Origin of the sequence: Listeria booriae (assembly GCF_000766865.1) — a bacterium.
In the GTDB taxonomy this organism is placed as follows: domain Bacteria; phylum Bacillota; class Bacilli; order Lactobacillales; family Listeriaceae; genus Listeria_A; species Listeria_A booriae.
Genome location: NZ_JNFA01000025.1, coordinates 21669 through 41556, shown reverse-complemented (window position 1 = coordinate 41556; position 19888 = coordinate 21669). Strand labels below are relative to the sequence as shown.

The window sequence follows — 19888 nt, the reverse complement described above, 5'->3', positions numbered from 1 at the left end:
ACTTATTTCTCCTCCTTAAGAGCCGTTTTGACCGTACGTTCGTCCTTCGTAGCCGCTTCGGTCAGCGTCAAATTCTTCGTTTCCGGAGCCCAAGCTATCGACACAATTGTTCCGATAATAAGCACAATCGCAAGTCCCATCGTCGAAAACTGAATCCCAAAACTCGCCGTCGAAATCGGCAGTAAAAACGTCCCAATCGCCGAACCAAGCCGACTCATCGACGTTGCAAAACCAACACCAAGCGACCGAATCTCCGTCGGAAAGCTCTCCGCAGGGAATACCCCAACCAAATTACTAACCGCCGACATAATCAGCGTAAACCCAGCAAACACAAGAATCATCAAGAAACTCGCACTCGTCGGCAATACGCTTAGAAGCACCAACATCACACTAAGGAAAATAAACGAATAAATCAAGAAACCACGACGAGAAAAAATCACCGTAAACCAAATCCCAAGCACAGCGCCGACAATCAGAATCACATTCAACAATAAATCCGTTCCAAAGTTCTCACTAAGCCCCATCAAATTCAAAATCGAAGGCAAGAACGTATAAATCGCGAAATAAGGAATCACCAAACAAACAAAGAACAAACTATTAAATGCCGTCCGTTTCCGCATCTCCTTACTAAACAGTGCCATAAAGCTCCGTTTTTTATGCGAATCCACTTCGGCCTCATCATCCAGCACCACATTTGGCCCGACATGTTTTTGCACAATCGCAAGTGCCTCATCTTTGCGCCCCTTACTAATCAACCAACGCGGCGATTCCGGCGTACCAATTCGTAAAATTAAGATCAAGAACGCAGGCAATGCCGAAGTAGCCAACATTAACCGCCACGCATCCGGTCCTAAATTTTGCATGAAGAAACCGACGAAGCTTGCAGCAACATAGCCAAACGTCCAAATAACGCTAAATGAGCCGAGAAGCACACCGCGATGTTTCCGTGGCGCGAATTCCGCCAGCATCGTATGGCCGACACTATAATCACCGCCAAGCCCAATCCCAATCAACACCCGACATAAAAACAGTTCCACCGGCGTATCAACAAAGAACTGCAACGCTGAACCGAGCGTAATAATAATAAAGCTCGTCACAAAAATCTTCTGTCTCCCAATATAATCAGAAACCCAGCCTAACACCAAGCTTCCTAAAAACAAACCAATTAACGCAGAACTCCCAATCAAACCAACCCAAAGCGGTGTAAGTCCCATTTGCGGCTGAATTAACGTCAAAGCAAATCCGATAACCCCAATAATATAGCCATCCGTGAAATGCGCACCGAACGTCAACCCGGCAATTTTAATATGAAATTTATTAAGCGGCGCATCGTCTAGGCGAATGCTTGCTCCAGTAGTCATAAGTAAATCCTCCTAATTTCAAAGTGTAAAGGCTTACAAAAAAAACGAGTTGGGGGATTGTTAAAAATTCAAATAACGAAAAGTACATTTCACTATTTGCTATCTATCCTACGATAAAATCACAAACTTTGTCAATGCTTTTATTTTTAATCACGAAAAACAGCGTCATAACAAGGTTTTTATGTGATAAAGTGTACAAAAATATTGTGAAATTATAAACGCTCTTCATCGTTGTTCGTCGATAAAGAGCGTTGAATTATTCCATATCTGTGTCTCTTAATATTGCAGTTGCCATGAGATCACGATATTTTTTAGCAATCGGAAGGGCTTCTTGCATCTTTGTTTCTGTAAAGCGGAATTCTGGACCGGAGACGCTTAAAACTGCGATGAGTTGTTCGTTTGCATCGAGAATAGGAAGCGAAAGGCCATTTTCTGCGGTTTCTAGTTCTCCGAATACTGTCGCATAGCCGTCTTCTTTAATGCGGGCAATTTCTGCGCGTAGCTTATCAGGCTCCGTGATTGTGCTTGGCGAGTAGCTTGTTAGATGACCCGACAGAATCGCTTCTAAATCGCCTTTTTCTAGCGTACTAAGCACGATTTTACCGCTGGAAGTCGAGTGGAGCGGGAGTTCAACATGGATGTAGTCGATCAGCTTCACTTGGTCTTCTGGCACGAGTTGTTCGATAGTAATCGTTGTTGTCGTCAGCGGCAAGCTGAGATGGACGCTCTCGTGAATCTCTTCGCACAACGCTTTCATCAGATGATGTGTGCGCCGAATCAAGAACTGGTGATAATTGTTTTTGTTCGACAGTAAATAAAAGAACGTTCCGACCGTATACAGTTTTGTCTGTGGATTGCGTTCGATAAGGCTTTGCTCTGCGAGAGAATTAAGCGATCGCCAAATGGTTGTACGGTTAAATCCCGTTTTGTCGATTAGATCATTAATGGAAAGTCCTATCTTACTTTCGCTGATCATTCTTAATAATAAAAGCGCTTTATCAACGGATTGCACAGTAGAAATATGTTTTTTAGGTGAATCTTCTATTATTTTCTTCATGTTTTTATTATAACGATAAAATGGCTTTTTTTCAATTTAGAGTCGCTGAAGTGGCGGAATGACGGTACTTATTACTTATCTTCGTGAATAAAAATACAATGTTGACGCTACCAAAATTCTGTTTTATAATGGCTGTGAATTCAAATTAAGAATTATAAAGTTCGTAATACGAACAAAATGGTTGGGGGATTGTTTTTTCGGACGGCGAACGGCAACGAGAATAGAAAGCGATTTCATTTTTCGGGAGTTCTTGATTTGAACGCAATCAAAAGCAGAAATGTGAGAAAGGTCTGAGACTATGAGTGAAGGGAAGGCATCACGAGTAGAACGCGATTATTTTGGTGAAGTGGAAATTCCAGACGGCAAGCGGTATGGGGTGTTGACGGTGCGCGCGATGGAGAATTTATCTTTTTCGGGGGAACCGTTGGCGCAGAAGGAGTCCTTTATTCGGGCGATGCTGGAAGTGAAGAAGGCGGCTGCTATGATGAATATGCGGACGGCGGAACTGAGTGAGGCGAAAGGGCAAGCGATTGTGCGGGCTTGTGACGCTTTGCTTGATGCGCGGGATTATTCGGATTTTGTTGTCGATGCGTACCATGGGGGTGGCGGCATTGCGACGAATGTGAATGTGAACGAGGTGGTAGCGCATGTTGCGGGCATGACGGTGCGTGCGACGGAGGATGTGAATGCTTCGCAATCGACGGCGGACGCGTGTCATACGGCGCTGTATATTGCGCTATATCGGGAGTTTGCGGAGCTGGACGTGAGGCTTCTTGGGCTTGTGGATGTGACGGCGGACGTGACGGCGCGTTTTGCGGAAATTGAGACGATAAGTAGGACGTGTATGCAGGATGCGATGCGGATTCGGCAAGGTGAGAGATTCAGTGGGTATACTGCAGTGCTTCGGCGGCGGCGTGATAAAATCAGGATGGAAATGCCGCGATTGTTGACGGTGAACCTTGGGAAGACAGTGCTTGGTTCGGGTGTTGGTGCCAGTGACGCGTATCGCGACGGGATTACGGCGTGTTTGCGCGATGTGACGGGGCTGCCGCTTGTGATGACGGCGAATGGCTTTGATACGGCGCAAAATGTGGATTTGCTGGCTGATTTGGCCGATGTGGTGAAACTGTACGCGGAAACATTGATTAAATTTTGCCAAGACTTGCGGTTCTTGTCTTCTGGACCCGAGGCTGGCGTCGGGGAACTTATTTTACCCGCGTTCATGGCAGGCTCAACCTTTTTCCCTGGAAAAGTAAACCCAGTGGTGCCAGAAACCGTGATGCAAGGCGCTTTTAGCATTATTGGCAAAATAGAGACGATTCATCTTTGTTACCGACATAGCGACACGGATTTAAACGTTTTTGAACATATGGCGGGCATGACTTTGATGGAAGCCATTGCGGAACTCGGTGCTATTACGGATTTGCTCGGCGAACGTTGTCTGAAAGATATTACGGTCAACCAAGCCAAATGTGCCGAATACGCGAACGCGCTCATCCCGCTAGTCGTTGATTTGAAAGCGCATTACAGCTACACAGAAGTACAAACATTACTGACAACCAAAACGAAAACCGAACTGGTTGAACTTTTAAAAGGAGTGACGAATAGATGATAGCAGAATTTGAAGGAATCGAACAACCGAAATTAGACTGGGCAAAAAATTGGCTAAACACCCCGAAAAAACTATATATCGGCGGAAAATGGGTGGCTACTGAAAACACCATCGCATCCATTAGCCCAATCGACGGCGCAGAAATCGGCGCAATTTACGCAGGTAGCGCAAAAGAAGTCGACGAAGCAGTAGCAAGCGCGCGATTCGCATTAAATAACGACTGGAAGAAAGTCACACGCAAAGAACGTGCCGCGATGATGCGTCAAATTTCGGCATTAATCTTAGAACACCAAGCAGAATTAGCGACATTAGAAACATTGGATAACGGCAAATTATACACCGAATCCTATCAAGATGACGTTCAAGAAGCCGCTGATTTATTCGAATACTACGCTGGCTGGACAAACAAATATTACGGCGAAAACAACCCAGTAGAAGGCGATTTCCTAAGCATCACAACGCGCGACCCAATCGGTGTTTGCGGACAAATCGTCCCATTCAATTTCCCAATCGACATGGCAGCTTGGAAACTAGCACCAGCACTCGCAATGGGAAACACCGTTATTTTAAAACCATCTGAAAAAACATCCTTTTCAGCGATTCGCTTATTTGAAATAATCGACGAAGCAGGCATTTTACCAGCAGGCGTGATTAATTTATTACTCGGCGATGGTCTCGTAGGTTCTGCACTTGCTCGCCATAACGATGTGGATAAAGTGGCATTCACAGGAAGCACCGAAATCGGTCGCGATCTAGTTCGTGCCTCCGCAGATTCCAACCTGAAAGCCGTATCACTGGAACTAGGTGGAAAATCACCAAACATCATTTTTGCTGACGCTCCTGATTTAGACAAAGCCATCGAAACATCATTTTACGGCTTGTTCACCCACAAAGGCGAGAAATGTTCCGCACCAACCCGCCTCATCGTGCAACAACCAATTTACGATCAAGTCGTCGCAAAACTAGCCGAATACGCAGATAGCTACAAACTCGGCAACCCATTCGATCCTGAAATCCACCAAGGCGCCTCCGTTTCCGAAGCCCATATGGAAAAAATACTAGGCTATATCGAAAGTGCCAAAGAAGAAGGCGGAACCGTTGCAGCAGGCGGATATCGTGATGTTTCAGGTGACAACGCACGCGGTTTCTACGTCCGTCCAACTATTCTTTCCGATGTGGATAACTCGATGAAAGCAGTACGTGAAGAAATTTTTGGCCCAGTGTTGTGTGTCATTCCGTTTGAAACCGAAGAAGAAGCAGTGGCTATCGCGAACGACACGACCTATGGCTTAGCCGCAGGATTTTGGACAAACGACGCGAGCAGAACACACCGCGTAGCCAACCAATTAGAAGCAGGCATGGTTTTCGTCAATAAATACGGTTGCTACGACTTCGCAAGCCCGTTCGGCGGCTGGAAACAAAGCGGTTGGGGCAAAGAATTCGCCGTTCACTCCCTAGCATCTTACACGAAACAAAAAGCAATCTGGTTTGCTTACTAAAAAATAGAATGAAGCGCTGTAGCCTCACGGTGAAGCGCTTTTTAAGGGGATATTTTAATGAAAATGCAAGCAGCAGTTATGAGTAAATTAGGCGAGCCACTCGAAATAAGAACAGTAGACCTCGCAGAACCAAAAGCGACCGAAGTATTAGTCAAAATCAAAGCAACCGGCGTATGTCATAGTGACTTAAATGCCTTCGAAGACGCAACAACACCGACACCAAGCATTTTAGGACACGAAGGAGCAGGCATCGTTGAAAAAGTTGGAAGCGCTGTAACGGGCGTCGTACCAGGCGATCACGTTGCTCTGAACTGGGTTCCTTATTGCGGCACATGCGAATATTGCGCAGCTGGCACGCCAAACCTTTGCGAATCAGCATTCGGACCAATGTTTGACGGCACCTTGCTAGACGGCACATCACGCCTTTCCATCGACGGAGAACAAGCCTATCATTACTCGCTGTTATCCACATTCGCCGAGTATACAGTTGTCCCAGAAAAATCATGCGTCAAAATTCCAAAAGAAATGCCGTTCGCTGAAGCATCCTTAATCGGTTGTGGCGTCTCCACAGGATACAACGCTGCTGTTCGCGCTGCAGGCGTAACACCAGGCTCAACGGTTGCCATCTTCGGTATCGGAGGCGTTGGCGTCAATGCCATCCAAGGCGCTCGAATCGCTGGAGCCGAAAAAATCATCGCGTGCGACATCAAGCCTGACAATCTCGAACTAGCCAAACAATTCGGCGCCACACACGCGGTCAACTCCTTAGATCCAGACATCATCGAACAAATCCAAGCCTTAAGTAGCGGTCTTGGCGTTAACTTTGCCATCGATTGTTCTGGCAACACAGTTGCCACCGAAACCGCTTGGAAAGCAACCCGAAAAGGCGGAACCACCGTTGTAGTCGGCGCTTTCCATCCAAGCAAACAAGTAGCCCTACCAGCAGGCGGTTTCCACCGAGTTGCCAAAGTATTACGCGGCAGCTTCTACGGCGATTCCCAACCATTCCGAGACTTCCCAATCCTTGCCCAACTCTACTTAGACGGCAAACTAAACCTAGACCACCTCGTGCTACGCAAAATTAAACTAGAGCAAATCAACGAAGCATTCGCCGATTTCCACGATTGCAACGCCGTCAACGTCGGCCGAACAGTCATCGAATTTGACTAAATTGAGCATAAGCTAAATAAATCGGCGACAAGCGCTCGCATTCAGGGAGTTTGGCGGACTTCCGGTTCTCACATACACAAGTATGCTCCGCTTCCGGCTTCCACCAAACTCCCTGAATACAAACGCTTTCGCTCGATTTGTGTATAGCAGAAATCACGTCCTACCCGAAAAAGGGGATTCGTGATTTCCTGCTTATTTTGTGTGGGACTTAGCGCTATCTCAGCCCTAAAATCTCAAGCTAAAGTATAAAAATCCGCCGGAACACGATTCATAAACGGCGTCTTACCACCAACAGCAAACAAAACAAGTTCATGCATCGCCCGCGTGCAAGCCGTGTAGAATAGATTTTGCTCAAAAGACTTCTCATAATTGTGCGCAGAAGCATCAGGAATAATCACCGCGTCAAACTCAATTCCCTTCGCTAAATAAGCAGGCAACACAATAATCCCACTATCATACGAATAAGAATGCTCCGTCGCCAACTGCACATCAAAAGCAGGAGACAACAGCTCATACATCGCCGCGCTTTCTGCCGCCGTTTTACAAATCACCGCAATAGTCCCATACTCCTTGCCAACAAGCCCAGACAGCGTATGACGCAACTTCGCATCCCGTTCCTGCTCATTCATACATAAAACAAAACTCGGCTTCTCCCCGTCTCGCTCAAACGGTTCAATCGCCAAATCCGCAACCAAAAGATGCCGCGTAAAATCAACTATTTGCCTCGTCGAACGGTAACTTTTGTGTAACTCGATTTTTTCGGTGTTATCCGTCTGCACTTCCTCCCCAGAAAAAAGCGTTGCGCTATTTAGCGTATGCATATAAATCGCCTGATGAATATCACCTAAAATCGTCATCCGCGCTGACGGAAACAATTGCTGCAACACGAAAAACTGAAACGGAGAATAGTCCTGCGCCTCATCGATAAACAAATGCTTAATTTGCGTATTCGTCTTTAGTCGTGTTAATTTATCCTCTAAATACATGTATGGCGATGTATCTTCATACAATAATTCCTTCTGCCGCAACGATTCCAATGTATAGACACAAACCGCATCCCAATTTTCCGGCAAGGACGCGCCATCTGCCTGCACATCAAATAATTTCTTATACAACGCAGTAATATGCAAAAATTTGAGTTTGCTAACGGCTGCTCGTATTTTGCGAAAGTACTTTCTAGCAATTTTGGCGGTGAGGATTTTCAGTTCTTTATCAAAATCATCGAATGTGTCGTCCTCCGCGTTATCCTGCAAATCATGGTACACTTCGGTGTAATCCTCGATTTCGAGCAGTTCGGCCTCATCCTTCACCCAATCTTTATCCCGCTCTTCCTTCTCTAAAAAAGCGAGTTCCTCAAGCAACCAATCTTTTGTCATACTCATGCGATTCGGAATAGAAATCGTGTGATCCAACGAATAAAAATAAGCGCCAATAGCTTCTTTACTAATGATAATGTTGCCGCGCAAAGCAATGTTCTTAAATACAAGTCCACCCGTCGAAAGCTGTTCGGCATACTGATCGATATACTCTTTAAAAGCAAGACTCGCCTTAAACCGAATACCAGCTTTGCGCGCCGCATTTTCCGTTGTTAACAAATATTCCATCTGCGAAAAAGGCGATTCAATAGTTAAATGCTTGCCGAGACGTTTTTCCACATATGCTTGGAAAGTGAGCTGCTGAATACTCGTTTCCCCTAAATCAGGCAGTACCGAAGCAATATAACTACTAAACAGCGGATTTGGCGAAAAGAGCAACATGTTGTCATTGTTCAATTTTTCTTTATAATGATACAGCAAATAAGCCGCGCGTTGTAAGGCAACAGAAGTTTTCCCGCTTCCCGCCACACCTTGAACGATTAAATAGTTGTTTTTGATGTTACGAATAATTTGATTTTGTTCTTTTTGAATGGTGGCGACGATGTTTTTCATTTTATCGCTGGCGTTGTTTCCGAGTACTTCTTTCAGCAACTCATCGCCAATCGCGACATTCGTATCAAACATGGACTGCAGTTCGCCGTGACGAATGATAAATTGTCGTTTTAAATCCATTGTGCCAGATATGATCTTTTCCATAGACGCATATTCCGCAGGACCGGGTGAAAAATCATAATACATGCTAGAAATCGGAGCGCGCCAGTCATAAATTAAATAATCATCTTCCGTTTCATTCGATAATCCCGCGATACCAATATAAATCGGCGTCGTCTCATTCGTATCATCCGGCGTAAAATCAACCCGCGCAAAATAAGGCGAGTCCTTCAGTTTACGCAGTATTTGCAAAGCTTTATCCCGGTGATGATGCGTGAGTTCCCGCTCCGCCAGAAATTCCGCTTGCTGCTTAATGCTGAGTGCCGTTTCCAAACGATCGTCAAACGTTTCCAAATTGACCTTAATTTCATCCCAAAAGTTTTTGCGTAAATCGATGACATCAGTGGCTAGGTTTCCTTGTTTCTGTTTTAGTTGCGCCGTTTTTTGTTCAATAACCTCATGTACGTGATGCATTCGGGCTTCTTCAACTTTTTGATTTTTGTTCAAACGATCCACTCCATTCAAGAAATATTCTCCTGTACTTAGAGAGTATTCCCTATTATAGGCGAAATTTTTATGAAATGGGAGACTGATATTATATTTTTTTATATGTTATAATAAATATAGAGGGAGTCTTTCTTTTTTAGAGAAGGGCTTTTTGTCATGGCTGAAATAAATCGGGAAAACGATGATTTTTTCTTCTTACACAAATGTGTTATAATATGTTCATGAATGAGCAAACGAAAGGGATGATACATTTGGAAAAAGTGGAAATCAATGAATCTTCTCGCTCGCTCGATTTGTTTTATGATACGCATATCGACCATTTTCAGGATTTAAAAACTTATCTAGCCGAAGTAGAGATACACTGCATTTGCAAAACGATTGAAAGAAACAACGGGAATATTACGAAATCCGCTGAACAACTCGGCATTCACCGCTCGATTTTATACAGGAAGTTGAAGGAATATCGAGGGAAATAATAATCACTTACTAAATGTAAGCTGTTTTGGTAGACTTTTATTTACGGGTATGTTGTAATGTATATAGTTACAACAAAGGAGTGATTGGAATGATAAACGATATGACGGTCGGGAAGGTCGTTTTGAAAACAAAGAACCATAAGAAGTTAGCTGCTTTTTATCATGAAATTATTGGTTTGCAAATACTAGCTCAAGAAAGCGCCAAAACAATATTGGGCGTTGGCGATACTGCATTGTTGGAGTTACTAGAAGTGGCAGATGGAGTCATTCCGAAACAAGCGAAGACAGGGCTGTATCACACGGCTTTTCTATTACCAACAAGAGCCGAGTTAGGAAGCTTTTTGCAACATTTATTGGAAAGTGAATATCCGTTAGATGGGGCGGGGGACCATATTTTTAGTGAGGCATTGTACTTCCGTGATCCAGAAGGAAATGGCATTGAAGTGTACGCGGATCGCCCAATGAATGAATGGGAACGCGATGAAAACGGTGATCTGCCAATGGCAACAAATCCGGTTGACGGTGACGGTCTGCTTATGGCTGGCGCGGAATTGGACTGGAGTAGTGCGCCTGCGGGAACGACTGTCGGACATATCCATTTACAAATTACCGATTTAGAAGCAACGCGTGAATTTTATCATCATCTCCTAGGTTTTGCGATTAAGACGGAAATTCCATCTGCGCTCTTTTTCGCGAGTGGCGATTATCATCATCATATCGGTTCGAATGTCTGGGCTGGCCGCAACTTATCACCGCTTGAGGCAAACGAAACAGGTTTGGCGTATTACACACTCATCACCGCTGATTTAGCCGGAGTTACCCAACATTTACAAGAAAAAGCAATCCCTTTCGAACAGCAAAACGGGGCTATCCTGCTCACTGATCCGAACGGTATTGCCGTACAAATAACGAACTAAATGATACAAATAAAAGCTGAGCGTACGCCAATTCTCCAAAAGAGTTCGCGTATACTCAGCTTATTTTGCGTTCTGTTTCTTTTATAGACCGAATTTTGCTATAATGGCATTAGGGAGCGTTTTACCGGGTTGCTGTTTTCTTTAGGAGCCAATGCGCCAAACCAAGAGCAGCTTGAATAAGTACAAAGGTCAGGATACCAAGATTTAAATAAAAAAGTGCTATTTGAGAGTCTTCCGGGAAAGCCCGTCCAACAAGTAAAAAGGCAAGAAAAAAGCCAGTATTCGCACATAGTGATATCCAGTAAATAGGCAATTTCCCCATTTTACTAATAATAAAAGACAGGGCAAAAAAGAAAATCGCAAAGCAAAAGCCTATCATCATTAAGTTCATATCTGTCACCGTGTCCACCTCACTATTATTACAAATTTGTTATTATTAATTGTTATTGTAACACAAATGAAATGTATTGTAAACTTAGCGCCAGTTGTTTTGGGGAGGAAAAAGCATGATTGAATACTATAAAACCAAGGAAAACGGGGAAATGGGGCATATCGACAGTTTTGAAAAGGGCTGTTGGGTGAACGTTATTGCGCCAAGTCCGGAAGAAATTGATTTTCTATCTAAGAAATTCGATGTGCCGAAAGATCATATTTTAGATCCGTTAGATAAAGAGGAACGGTCGCGAATTGAGCTAAAGCATGTGGAAGAGAATTTTAAACATTCGTTAGTTATTATTGATTGTCCTTTGGAAGCGAAAGATGAGATGGGATTTTTGGAGTTCCGGACGATTCCGATTGGGATTATTACGACCCAAGAAGCCGTTTTGACGATAGCGCTCAAACAGTTGCCCGTGCTAGAAGATATTATGGATCGGCGAATGGAGCAGTATGATACGGGAAACCATATCGCGTTTGTTTTGCAAATTTTGTACGCGGTATCTTATTATTTCTTGAAGTATTTGAACCATTTGATTGACCATATGCATTTTTTGGAGAAAAATATTCGCGCGTCGATGAAAAATGAAGAATTATACGCCTTTATGGCAATTCAGCGCAGTTTAGTGTTTTTTGCCACGGCATTGCAGTCGAATAAAGCGATTTTGGATAAGATGGCGACTGCAGAACATTATACGAGACGGACGGATAATATGGAGTTATTGCAAGATGTGATTATCGAGAATAAGCAAGCAATCGCGATGACCGATACATACACGCAAATCGTTGGCGGCATGTCGGATACGTTTTCGTCGGTGATTGCGAATAATTTGAACCGCGTTATGAAATTTTTGACGTCATTTACGATTATTTTGTCCTTGCCAACCATTGTCGCGAGCATTTACGGGATGAATGTGAAATTGCCATTTTCGAATCAGGAGCACGCATTCGGTCTGATTATGATTGGAACGCTAATTATCACGATTGTAACGACGATTGTTTTTTGGCGGAAGAAATACTTTTAAAAAGACTTCGAGGGGAACGAGTGCCATGGATAAACAAAACTATGAGAAAAAAGCGTATGAAGCAATGAAAGCAAAAATTTTAAATGGGCATTTGCGTGTCGGGGATCGCGTGCCTGAAAATATGATCGCTAAAGAGTTAGGGATTAGCAGGACACCGGTGCGCCGTGCGTTGGTCATGCTGGAAACGGAAGGTTTTTTAACGATTGAAAGTAATCGCGGCGCTTTTGTTTCTGAAAGTAAAGTGACGGTGAGCCACTTTATCGAGATGCTCGAAATGTTGGAAATATTGACAACAAAAACGATGGAAAAGATTGAGAACAAAGGAATCTTTTTTGAAAAGCAGGGAACGGATGCCTATCTACATACGATGGAGCGTTGTTTGGAAAGAAAAGATGTGAATGGTTTTTTAGAGGCGAGTTGGGAGTCGATTTTTAATTTCATGAAGTATATGGGTAACACGTATGCGCAAAGCGCGGTTCGCCGAATTGGCATTGATTTTTTGACGAAAGCGCCGAAAGAAATTGCGTTAATACCATATCATAATGGTGCCTATTTAATCGAGCAACATGTCAACATCATAAATGCGCTAGAAAATAGAGAATTCGAGAAAGCCGCTACGCTCGTGCGGGAATCCGTGAACTACTTTATTATCAAAACGTTCCGATAACGGTTATGTTTTGACTTTGTAAATTCCTTTTTTTGTGCTACAATGTTCGTAATTAAGATAGGAGTGTCGAGTCCAGTGAAAAGTAAACGAGAATATAAGACGCTAGACAGAATGGTGTATTTTAGTATTATTGAGAAAATAAAAACCGGTGAATTGAAACCGAATGAACACTTAACAGAAGAACGGCTATCCAAAGAGTTAAACGTGAGTAGATCACCAATTCGTAAGGCAATTACAGCGCTAGTTTCAGAAGGAATTCTCGACTATCGTACGTACAGCGGTGTAGTTGTTCGTGATTCCATGATTGATGCCGCGAAATATGCGCAACTTTTAGAAGTAATTGAAGTATTTATTGATGCAACAATTCAAAAAATGAAGAAGAATCAGGTGGATGTAGACATAGACGCGCTTCGTAACTACATTTCATCGATGGACCGTTCCTCTTATTTGCAAAACATGGAGGACTACATTTTCAATCAGCACCAATTTTTCTTCCGAATCTTAAAACATGATCCAAATCCATTTTATTATGAGAATGTGAAACGTGTTTTCTTTACCATCAATAATTTCTCAATGGAAACCGTTGTAAAACAAGGCTCAGAGGATCGTCGCGACCAAACAGTCAAGAAGTTCACCAAAATCGCCGATGCCTTCGAGCAAAAAGACTATGATTTAGCGAACGAACGCATCCGAGATATGTTCGGAGAATTTGCTTTAAGCGCGTTTCGTTAACAAAAAAAGAACCGAGGAAACTATTCCTTGGTTCTTTTTTCATAGATGCAAAAGCCATCAACCGTTTCGCATTTTGTGAAGCCAGCTGATTGATAAAGCGTATTGAGCTTCTGATTACTAGCGATGCAGTCCAAACGTAAAAAGTCATAACCGGTGCGCTGTGATTCTCCGCTCGCCCAATCTAGCAATGTCAGGCTTAAATTTTGACCAGCGTATTTTCGAGCAATCATTAAACGATGCAAATAACGTGCCGGAACTTGTTTCTGATTACGCCAAAGTCCCGCGTCCCACTCACTTGCTGTTTTTCGTAAAATGAAGGCTGCGGCTAGTTGTTCATCCGCGTCACAAAGCACAAATACTTCACCGTCTCGAATGCGGTCGCGAAGCTGATGAACATCTTTGCCTTCTAAAATATCGCCCCATTGTGTAGAGCCGCTTTCTTTTAACCAAGTCGCCGTATCAATCATTAACTGCTGCAAAGAGCCTCCGTCAGAAACGGAAGCCTCTCGCATTGTCAATGTGGTATCAGAAAGCACGATTTTATTTTTGCTCATCGTCGTTTTTTGGCTCAGTTGTTGTTTCTTCAGGTTGAGACGGACGAACGGCTTCACTTATCGTGTCATCGGTAGGTTCTTCTTCTACAGGTGGTTCTGTAGGTGCCACTTCTGGCGTTTCTACGGTAGTCGGTGGCTCAGGTTCTACCATCGATTCAGAGCCCCACGTTTTATTTTCGAAGTGCGGTGCTTCTTCTGGCTCCGCAGGCGTTTCCACTGGTGGAATTGCGCCGAATGTTGTGTCATCTTCTGGTTGATAAGAAGTAACATCCATGTCGTCGCTAAACGTACCGGTGCTTGCGTATAAATCATCATAAAATACAGCAGAAGCCACGAGTACTTGTGGATAAATCCAAATCGCCAAACCGAGCATAATGGCACCCATGACCAAGTATACTAAGAGGAATACGATTAGGAAGACAGGGGCGAAATCGCTAGAACCATACGAGCTATCATACGCATAACTATCAAATCCTTCTTGGAATATAGCGGTTGAAACCATCGCGATAATCCCAAAAACAAACATTACAATCGCAGGAATGAAAAATACCCAAATGTAAGACAAAATCAGACCAAACAAGCGTCCTTTATGTCCGTTCATGCGATGGCGACTTTCCGTAATCGCGTCAAGTGGCGAAATATTCGGATCATCACGTAAAATCATAAATGTTTGCGAATAAGAAAATGATTTTATAATACCAGGAACAAGCAATAATAAACTCCATAAGAAAGTGAAAACAAAAACTAAAACAGCGGCAAGTAAATTCCGGCCAAAAGTTTTAAATCCACTAAATAAATAGCCAATCTCAGGCTTTTCCTGACGTGTCAGTGCTAGGAAAAACCATGTTACACCAATCATAAATGGACCCGCAAAAACATAATATGCAATCGCTCCAAGGACTGGTATAAATGTAATCATTGACACAGCCATCAAGATGACATAAGCCAGCACTATACCACCAATCGCTAGACCCCAGTTACCTTTTAAGGACTGTTTGGTCATCTTTCTAATTTCTGAAATACTCATCATAAACATTAACTCCCTTCGTTAATAAAACCAATATACCTTAAAAATACCATAATCTGCGCACGATTGATAGCTTTAATACATAATTTTATCAAAATGATTGACTTTTCAAGTAATGGGGAATAGGCTAAAGGTGAAATACTCGAAAATGCTGGAGGTGAAAACAATGGCTGAGAGACAAGAATTAGAAGAATTACTTATCGAATTACGCCGCGAACACCAAGAACTTTTAGGGGAAACGGATCAATTTAATGATACGAACTTAGTAAATGGAACTATTTCTGCTACAGAACTACGCATGAACGCTTTAGAAAAAGAAATTCGTTCGGTTGAGAAGAAGTTAAACAAACTGAAATGATCTAATCGTAGGTCAGCCTTTGGAAGCATCTGAAACATTTGTACAGGTGCTTTTTGGGGGTATTACATATCGAGGTGAAGTGAGATGGATAAAATATTTGCAGTTGGAGATATTCACGGAGAATTGGCTTTATTTGAATCACTATTAACACATTGGCAACCAGAGAAGGAGCGTTTATTATCGGTAGGCGACTTGATAGACCGCGGGCCAGATCCAGGCGCGGTGGTTCGCAAGGCGATGCGTCTTACTCGTGAGCATGACGCGATTTTCTTGCGGGGAAATCATGAGAACATGTTGCTGGATTGGCTAGCGGAACCAAACGAGAAGATGATGTACTACATTAGCCAAGGCGGGATGGAAACAATCGAGAGCTTGCTAAAACATAAACACGATGCCAAAATGACACCGGGGGAGCTAGCGCGCTGTGTGGAAGAGGAGGCTGCCGCTGAACTCGCGTTTATTCGCGAACGACCGTATTATTATGAATGGGGCGACTTTGTATTTGTGCATGCAGGCGTGGACTTGACGCTAGCTGATTGGAAGGAGACTTCAAAACATGATATGGTTTGGATTCGCGAGCCGTTTCAGGAGGGGACAAACAAGACGGGGAAAACGTTCGTTGTTGGCCATACTCCGACAGAAGCGCTAAATCCTGACGGGTCACCAGCGATTTGGTACAATGCGGACCGCTCGATTATTGATATTGACGGCGGGGCGGTTTTTGGTGGAGCGTTGCATGGTGTTGTTATTGGCTCAAATGGGATAGAGCAAACATATACGAAAAAAGCTTAGATGCGTGCGCATCTAAGCTTTTTTTACGCAAACCATGACTCGGCGAGCAACTGGTAATTTTTTTGTTTTAGGACTGGGTCGTAAATATTGGATGCGACGATGAGTTCGTCTGGTTCGTAGATGTCCATGAAATTTTGCAAATCAGTGGTTACTTTTTGTTGTGTGCCGATAAAAGCGTATTTTAGTTGATGTTTTAAGGCGCGTTCTTCGTAGTCTGTCCAAACTTGGTCGATGTTGTCGATCGGTTTTGGAAGTGGTGTTGGGGCGCCGCGTGTCAATTGAAGGAAAGATAAGTAACCAGACGTCGCCAAATAGTTCGCTTCTTCATCGGTGTCCGCGATGATTGTATTGACGGTCACCATCGCGTATGGCTCTGCTAGAACATCGGAAGGCTCAAAACGGCTTCGATATAATTCCAAAGCATTGCCAAGTTCATCCGGTGCAAAATGGCTCGCAAAAGCAAATGGTAAACCCAGTTTGGCGGCTAATTTGGCGCTGTACGTACTGGAACCTAATAAATAAAGCGGCACGCCTAAACCACGACCAGGAATCGCAACAATCCCGTCATGCCCGTAATCTGAGAAATAGTCCTGCAGTTCCAACACCGCGTTCGGAAATTCCTCCACAGCTCCGTGCACATCCCGGCGTAATGCCCGTGCCGTTTTGAAATCTGTTCCTGGTGCGCGTCCAAGCCCAAGATCAATGCGGTCCGGATACATTGTAGCAAGCGTCCCGAATTGTTCCGCAATAATAAGCGGCGCATGATTCGGCAACATGATTCCGCCAGACCCAACCCGAATCGACTTCGTATGCCCAGCCAAATACCCAATCAAAACCGCCGTCGCAGAACTCGCCACACCAGCAATCCCATGATGCTCCGCCACCCAATAGCGGTGGAACTTATGTTGCTCAGCGAACTGAATCAAATTTTTGCTATTTACAAAGGCATCTGCCTCATTATAAGCCTCACGAATCGTCGCTAAATCAAGAATCGATAGGGGAACTTGCCCAAATTTATTTTTTGACATTATCATCACTGCCCTTCTTTGACTAATAGTATATCAAGCGAAAGCCAATGCGTCCAAAAAAAGAAACTATCCATCAAATGACAGATAGTTCCTACATCTTTAATCTTTCAAAAAGTCCTGCAACGCCTTCGCATTTGCGGCGACATCAATGTCTAGCACCGCACCATGAGAAGTTCGTGCGCCTTTATACGTGCCATCCACTGGTAGACGGAAATCTTCAATATCATCCGCTTTCCCTAAAACAAAATCCTTCCCAATCGAGAGCATCATGCCAGTTGTCACATTCGTGTTTGTGTAACCTTGCATCGTTCCGACTAGGCTTGGTAATTTCGTAATCGTACCAATGCTTTGCGCCTGATCTTTCAAAGCGGTTAGCACTTGTTGTTGTCTCCGAACACGTCCGAAATCACTTTCAGCATCGTGGCGGAAACGAGCATATTGTAGCAATGTCGCACCGTCCATTTTTTGCTTACCAGCTTTAATGTTTGCTTCGATGTTTTTGGACATATCTTTTTCGGCATCGATTTCAATACCATCTGGAGCTAGCGTGTCTACGATTTTCGGGAAGCCTTCGAAGTTCGCAACGACGTAGTACTCCAAGTTGACGCCGAAGTTTTCTTTAATCGTTTGACGAACAAGTTCAGGGCCACCGAAAGAATAGGCCGCGTTGATTTTATTTAAGCCATGTCCTGGAATGTCGACATATGTATCTCGCATAATCGAGACCAATTTCGGCTTCTTCGATTTCGTATCATAGTGGGCAATAAGCAAGGAATCCGAACGACCTTGGTCTTTACCACGTGAATCACTACCAATTAAAAGAACATTGAGATCATTCACATCTTCGGGCTTTTCTCCATTAAATTCGAAATCTTTCATCTGATTATCATTTTGGGCGGCACTTAAGCTCGATTTATATTGATAGAAACCCAATCCTGCAATAGCTACAATTAGAACTAAAATAATAGTAAAAATAGTTCTGCCTTTTCTCAGTTTCTTCTTCTTTGTTGGGGTATTACGTTCTTGGCGAGTAGCCATATCTTTCACCTCATTTGTTAAATTGAAGCCAACAGCAAAACGATTTTCCCTAGTCTTCCAATAGTATAGCGAATCTTTGTTACGCGAATGTTACAAAATCAATAATAAGGCGCCATGAATAAATAAACAAGCACACCAGTCAAACTTACATACAACCAAATCGGCATTGTCCAGCGAACAATCTTTTTATGTTTGCCAATTTGATTTGTCCAGCCCCACACGAGCGCAAATAACGCCAGTGGCACAACGACCGCAGCAAGAAAACTATGCGTAATTAAAATAAAGAAATAAATCGGACGAACAATACCTTCGCCGCCAAATGTAGACGTTTCAGCAGACATATAATGGAACGTCAAATAACTAACTAAGAAAAACAATGTCGATGTGAACGCTGCTAAAATAAAACCACGGTGCATCTTTATATTCTTTTTCACAATAATAGCCCACAAAGCAATCAATAAAAAGACAAATGTGAAGCTGTTAAAAATCGCATTTAAACGCGGAAAAATCGTCAAATCATAATCCACTTTTCCTTGGTAGCCGATTGGCGAGAAGAACAGTAGTAAAATCACGACTACCGCTACAAACGACAAAATCATAATGGGCCAGAAATAATTTTTTTCAGATGTCGGTTTACTCATCGCATCTTTTTTTTGTGTCATTAGTTTAAATCCCCCTAAAATAAGTTTCCCCACTATTATATCATGTATTGTTTGTGAAATGGTGCTAAAAGAAAAAACCTTGCTGGAAAAATCCAAACAAGGTTCAAAATAGTAAGGCAAGATTTATCTGTTTTCAGCATTGTTGTAAGCGCCATGCCATACCGGGCCGATAAATTGGTTTAGCGCAAAACCGCCTTTGATTGCTGCTGTGACGAAATCTTTCGCTTTATGCACAGCTTCTTCGACAGTTAAGCCTTTTGCAAGACCAGCTGTGATTGCTGCGGCGAACGTACAACCAGCGCCGTGATTGTAGTTTGTGTCGATTTTTGGCGTTTCTAGAACAGTGAAAGTCGTGCCGTCATACATTAAATCAATGGCTTTATCGCTTTTTAGTGCTTTTCCGCCTTTGATAACAACGTATTTCACGCCTAAATCGATAATTTTCTTAGCGGCTTCTTTCATATCGTCTAATGTGGACAATTTGCCTAGACCAGAAAGTTGGCCGGCTTCGAAAAGGTTCGGTGTTGTGATTAAAGCGCGAGGTAATAATAGTTCACGAATGGCGTCCGCGTTTTCCGGTTGGATAAGTTCGTCTTCGCCTTTACAAACCATAACGGGATCAATCACGACATTTTTTAAATCGTATTTGTCGATGGCATCGCGTGTTGCTTCAATGATTTCGACAGAACCGAGCATACCTGTTTTCATTGCGTCAACTGGGCCACCAGAAAGGACGGTTTTCAATTGTGCACGAAGTAGGTCCGCATCAAGTGGCGTAACGCCGTGGCTCCAGTTGTTGTCTGGATCCATCGTTACGATTGTTGTCAGTGCCGAGAAGCCGAATGTGCCGTACTCTTCGAAAGTTTTTAAATCCGCTTGAATCCCTGCACCACCGCTCGAATCAGAACCTGCGATAGTTAATGTTTTTTTGATTGTCATGTCCA

General features: G+C 43.4%; 19 protein-coding genes and 1 pseudogene. 10 read left to right on the top strand and 10 right to left on the bottom strand.

From position 1 onward, the window contains the following. Positions 1-2: 2 nt before the first annotated feature. A complete protein-coding gene (locus EP57_RS11425; protein ID WP_036086883.1) occupies positions 3-1361 on the bottom strand; it encodes an MFS transporter in 1359 nt (452 codons plus the stop codon). A 256-nt stretch (positions 1362-1617) separates the two neighbouring features. Next, positions 1618-2418 carry an IclR family transcriptional regulator gene (locus EP57_RS11420; protein ID WP_077916851.1) on the bottom strand — a complete coding sequence of 267 codons (801 nt, stop codon included), beginning with the start codon at positions 2416-2418 and terminating at the stop codon, positions 1618-1620. A 298-nt stretch (positions 2419-2716) separates the two neighbouring features. On the opposite strand from EP57_RS11420, the gene EP57_RS11415 reads away from it, so the two are divergent. The 3 genes from EP57_RS11415 to EP57_RS11405 are packed head-to-tail and all read left to right on the top strand — an operon-like array spanning position 2717 to position 6699. Beyond that, a complete protein-coding gene (locus EP57_RS11415; RefSeq protein ID WP_036086881.1) occupies positions 2717-4030 on the top strand; it encodes a lyase family protein in 1314 nt (437 codons plus the stop codon). Further along, positions 4027-5529: an aldehyde dehydrogenase family protein gene (locus EP57_RS11410; RefSeq protein WP_052167654.1), complete on the top strand. Its 1503-nt coding sequence runs from the start codon at positions 4027-4029 to the stop codon at positions 5527-5529. The genes EP57_RS11415 and EP57_RS11410 overlap by 4 nt, the downstream gene beginning before the upstream one ends. Positions 5530-5586: 57 nt before the next feature. After that, the gene (locus tag EP57_RS11405) at positions 5587-6699 is read left to right on the top strand and encodes a Zn-dependent alcohol dehydrogenase (RefSeq protein WP_052167653.1); all 1113 of its coding nucleotides are present in this window, start codon (positions 5587-5589) and stop codon (positions 6697-6699) included. A 233-nt stretch (positions 6700-6932) separates the two neighbouring features. Here the strand turns inward: EP57_RS11405 and helD are convergent, their stop codons facing one another. Then, entirely contained in the window at positions 6933-9242 is a 2310-nt protein-coding gene (gene helD / locus EP57_RS11400; protein ID WP_036087233.1) for an RNA polymerase recycling motor HelD, read from the bottom strand. Positions 9243-9562: 320 nt separating this feature from the next. Here helD and EP57_RS11395 point away from each other — a divergent pair. Together EP57_RS11395 and EP57_RS11390 are read left to right on the top strand one after the other, a co-directional pair. Then, positions 9563-9709, top strand: a pseudogene (locus tag EP57_RS11395) (helix-turn-helix domain-containing protein); the annotation flags it as partial. Positions 9710-9798: 89 nt separating this feature from the next. Then, the gene (locus tag EP57_RS11390; protein ID WP_036086876.1) at positions 9799-10626 is read left to right on the top strand and encodes a VOC family protein; all 828 of its coding nucleotides are present in this window, start codon (positions 9799-9801) and stop codon (positions 10624-10626) included. 121 nt (positions 10627-10747) lie between these two features. On the opposite strand, the gene EP57_RS11385 is transcribed toward EP57_RS11390, so the two are convergent. Continuing rightward, positions 10748-11026, bottom strand: a complete 279-nt coding sequence (locus EP57_RS11385) for a hypothetical protein (protein ID WP_375379811.1) — start codon at positions 11024-11026, stop codon at positions 10748-10750. Positions 11027-11132: 106 nt separating this feature from the next. Between EP57_RS11385 and EP57_RS11380 the strand changes: the two genes are divergently transcribed. The 3 genes from EP57_RS11380 (at position 11133) to EP57_RS11370 (ending at position 13485) form a co-directional block, all read left to right on the top strand. After that, the gene (locus EP57_RS11380; protein ID WP_036086874.1) at positions 11133-12086 is read left to right on the top strand and encodes a magnesium transporter CorA family protein; all 954 of its coding nucleotides are present in this window, start codon (positions 11133-11135) and stop codon (positions 12084-12086) included. Positions 12087-12111: 25 nt separating this feature from the next. Continuing rightward, the gene (locus EP57_RS16545; RefSeq protein ID WP_052167652.1) at positions 12112-12753 is read left to right on the top strand and encodes a GntR family transcriptional regulator; all 642 of its coding nucleotides are present in this window, start codon (positions 12112-12114) and stop codon (positions 12751-12753) included. A 75-nt stretch (positions 12754-12828) separates the two neighbouring features. Continuing rightward, the gene (locus tag EP57_RS11370) at positions 12829-13485 is read left to right on the top strand and encodes a GntR family transcriptional regulator (protein ID WP_036086872.1); all 657 of its coding nucleotides are present in this window, start codon (positions 12829-12831) and stop codon (positions 13483-13485) included. 20 nt (positions 13486-13505) lie between these two features. Here the strand turns inward: EP57_RS11370 and EP57_RS11365 are convergent, their stop codons facing one another. Together EP57_RS11365 and EP57_RS11360 are read right to left on the bottom strand one after the other, a co-directional pair. Next, positions 13506-14039, bottom strand: coding sequence for a GNAT family N-acetyltransferase (locus tag EP57_RS11365; RefSeq protein WP_036086871.1), 534 nt, complete (start codon positions 14037-14039; stop codon positions 13506-13508). Next, a complete protein-coding gene (locus tag EP57_RS11360; RefSeq protein WP_036086870.1) occupies positions 14026-15069 on the bottom strand; it encodes a DUF975 family protein in 1044 nt (347 codons plus the stop codon). Before EP57_RS11360 ends, EP57_RS11365 begins: the two co-directional genes overlap by 14 nt. A gap of 163 nt (positions 15070-15232) precedes the next feature. On the opposite strand from EP57_RS11360, the gene EP57_RS11355 reads away from it, so the two are divergent. Both EP57_RS11355 and EP57_RS11350 read left to right on the top strand, forming a co-directional pair. After that, positions 15233-15424 carry an Lmo0654 family protein gene (locus tag EP57_RS11355; protein ID WP_036086869.1) on the top strand — a complete coding sequence of 64 codons (192 nt, stop codon included), beginning with the start codon at positions 15233-15235 and terminating at the stop codon, positions 15422-15424. Between the two features lie 84 nt (positions 15425-15508). Further along, positions 15509-16216, top strand: coding sequence for a metallophosphoesterase (locus EP57_RS11350; protein WP_036086866.1), 708 nt, complete (start codon positions 15509-15511; stop codon positions 16214-16216). Between the two features lie 23 nt (positions 16217-16239). Here EP57_RS11350 and EP57_RS11345 read toward each other — a convergent pair whose 3' ends face one another. The 4 genes from EP57_RS11345 to pdxK form a co-directional block, all read right to left on the bottom strand. Further along, positions 16240-17244, bottom strand: coding sequence for an LLM class flavin-dependent oxidoreductase (locus EP57_RS11345; RefSeq protein ID WP_036086864.1), 1005 nt, complete (start codon positions 17242-17244; stop codon positions 16240-16242). Positions 17245-17343: 99 nt separating this feature from the next. After that, positions 17344-18282 (bottom strand): LCP family protein, encoded by a 939-nt coding sequence (locus tag EP57_RS11340; protein WP_036086861.1) that lies wholly within the window; start codon positions 18280-18282, stop codon positions 17344-17346. A 98-nt stretch (positions 18283-18380) separates the two neighbouring features. After that, a complete protein-coding gene (locus tag EP57_RS11335; protein ID WP_036086860.1) occupies positions 18381-18944 on the bottom strand; it encodes a DUF420 domain-containing protein in 564 nt (187 codons plus the stop codon). Positions 18945-19067: 123 nt separating this feature from the next. Next, the gene (gene pdxK / locus EP57_RS11330) at positions 19068-19883 is read right to left on the bottom strand and encodes a pyridoxine/pyridoxal/pyridoxamine kinase (protein ID WP_036086858.1); all 816 of its coding nucleotides are present in this window, start codon (positions 19881-19883) and stop codon (positions 19068-19070) included. Positions 19884-19888: the final 5 nt, after the last annotated feature.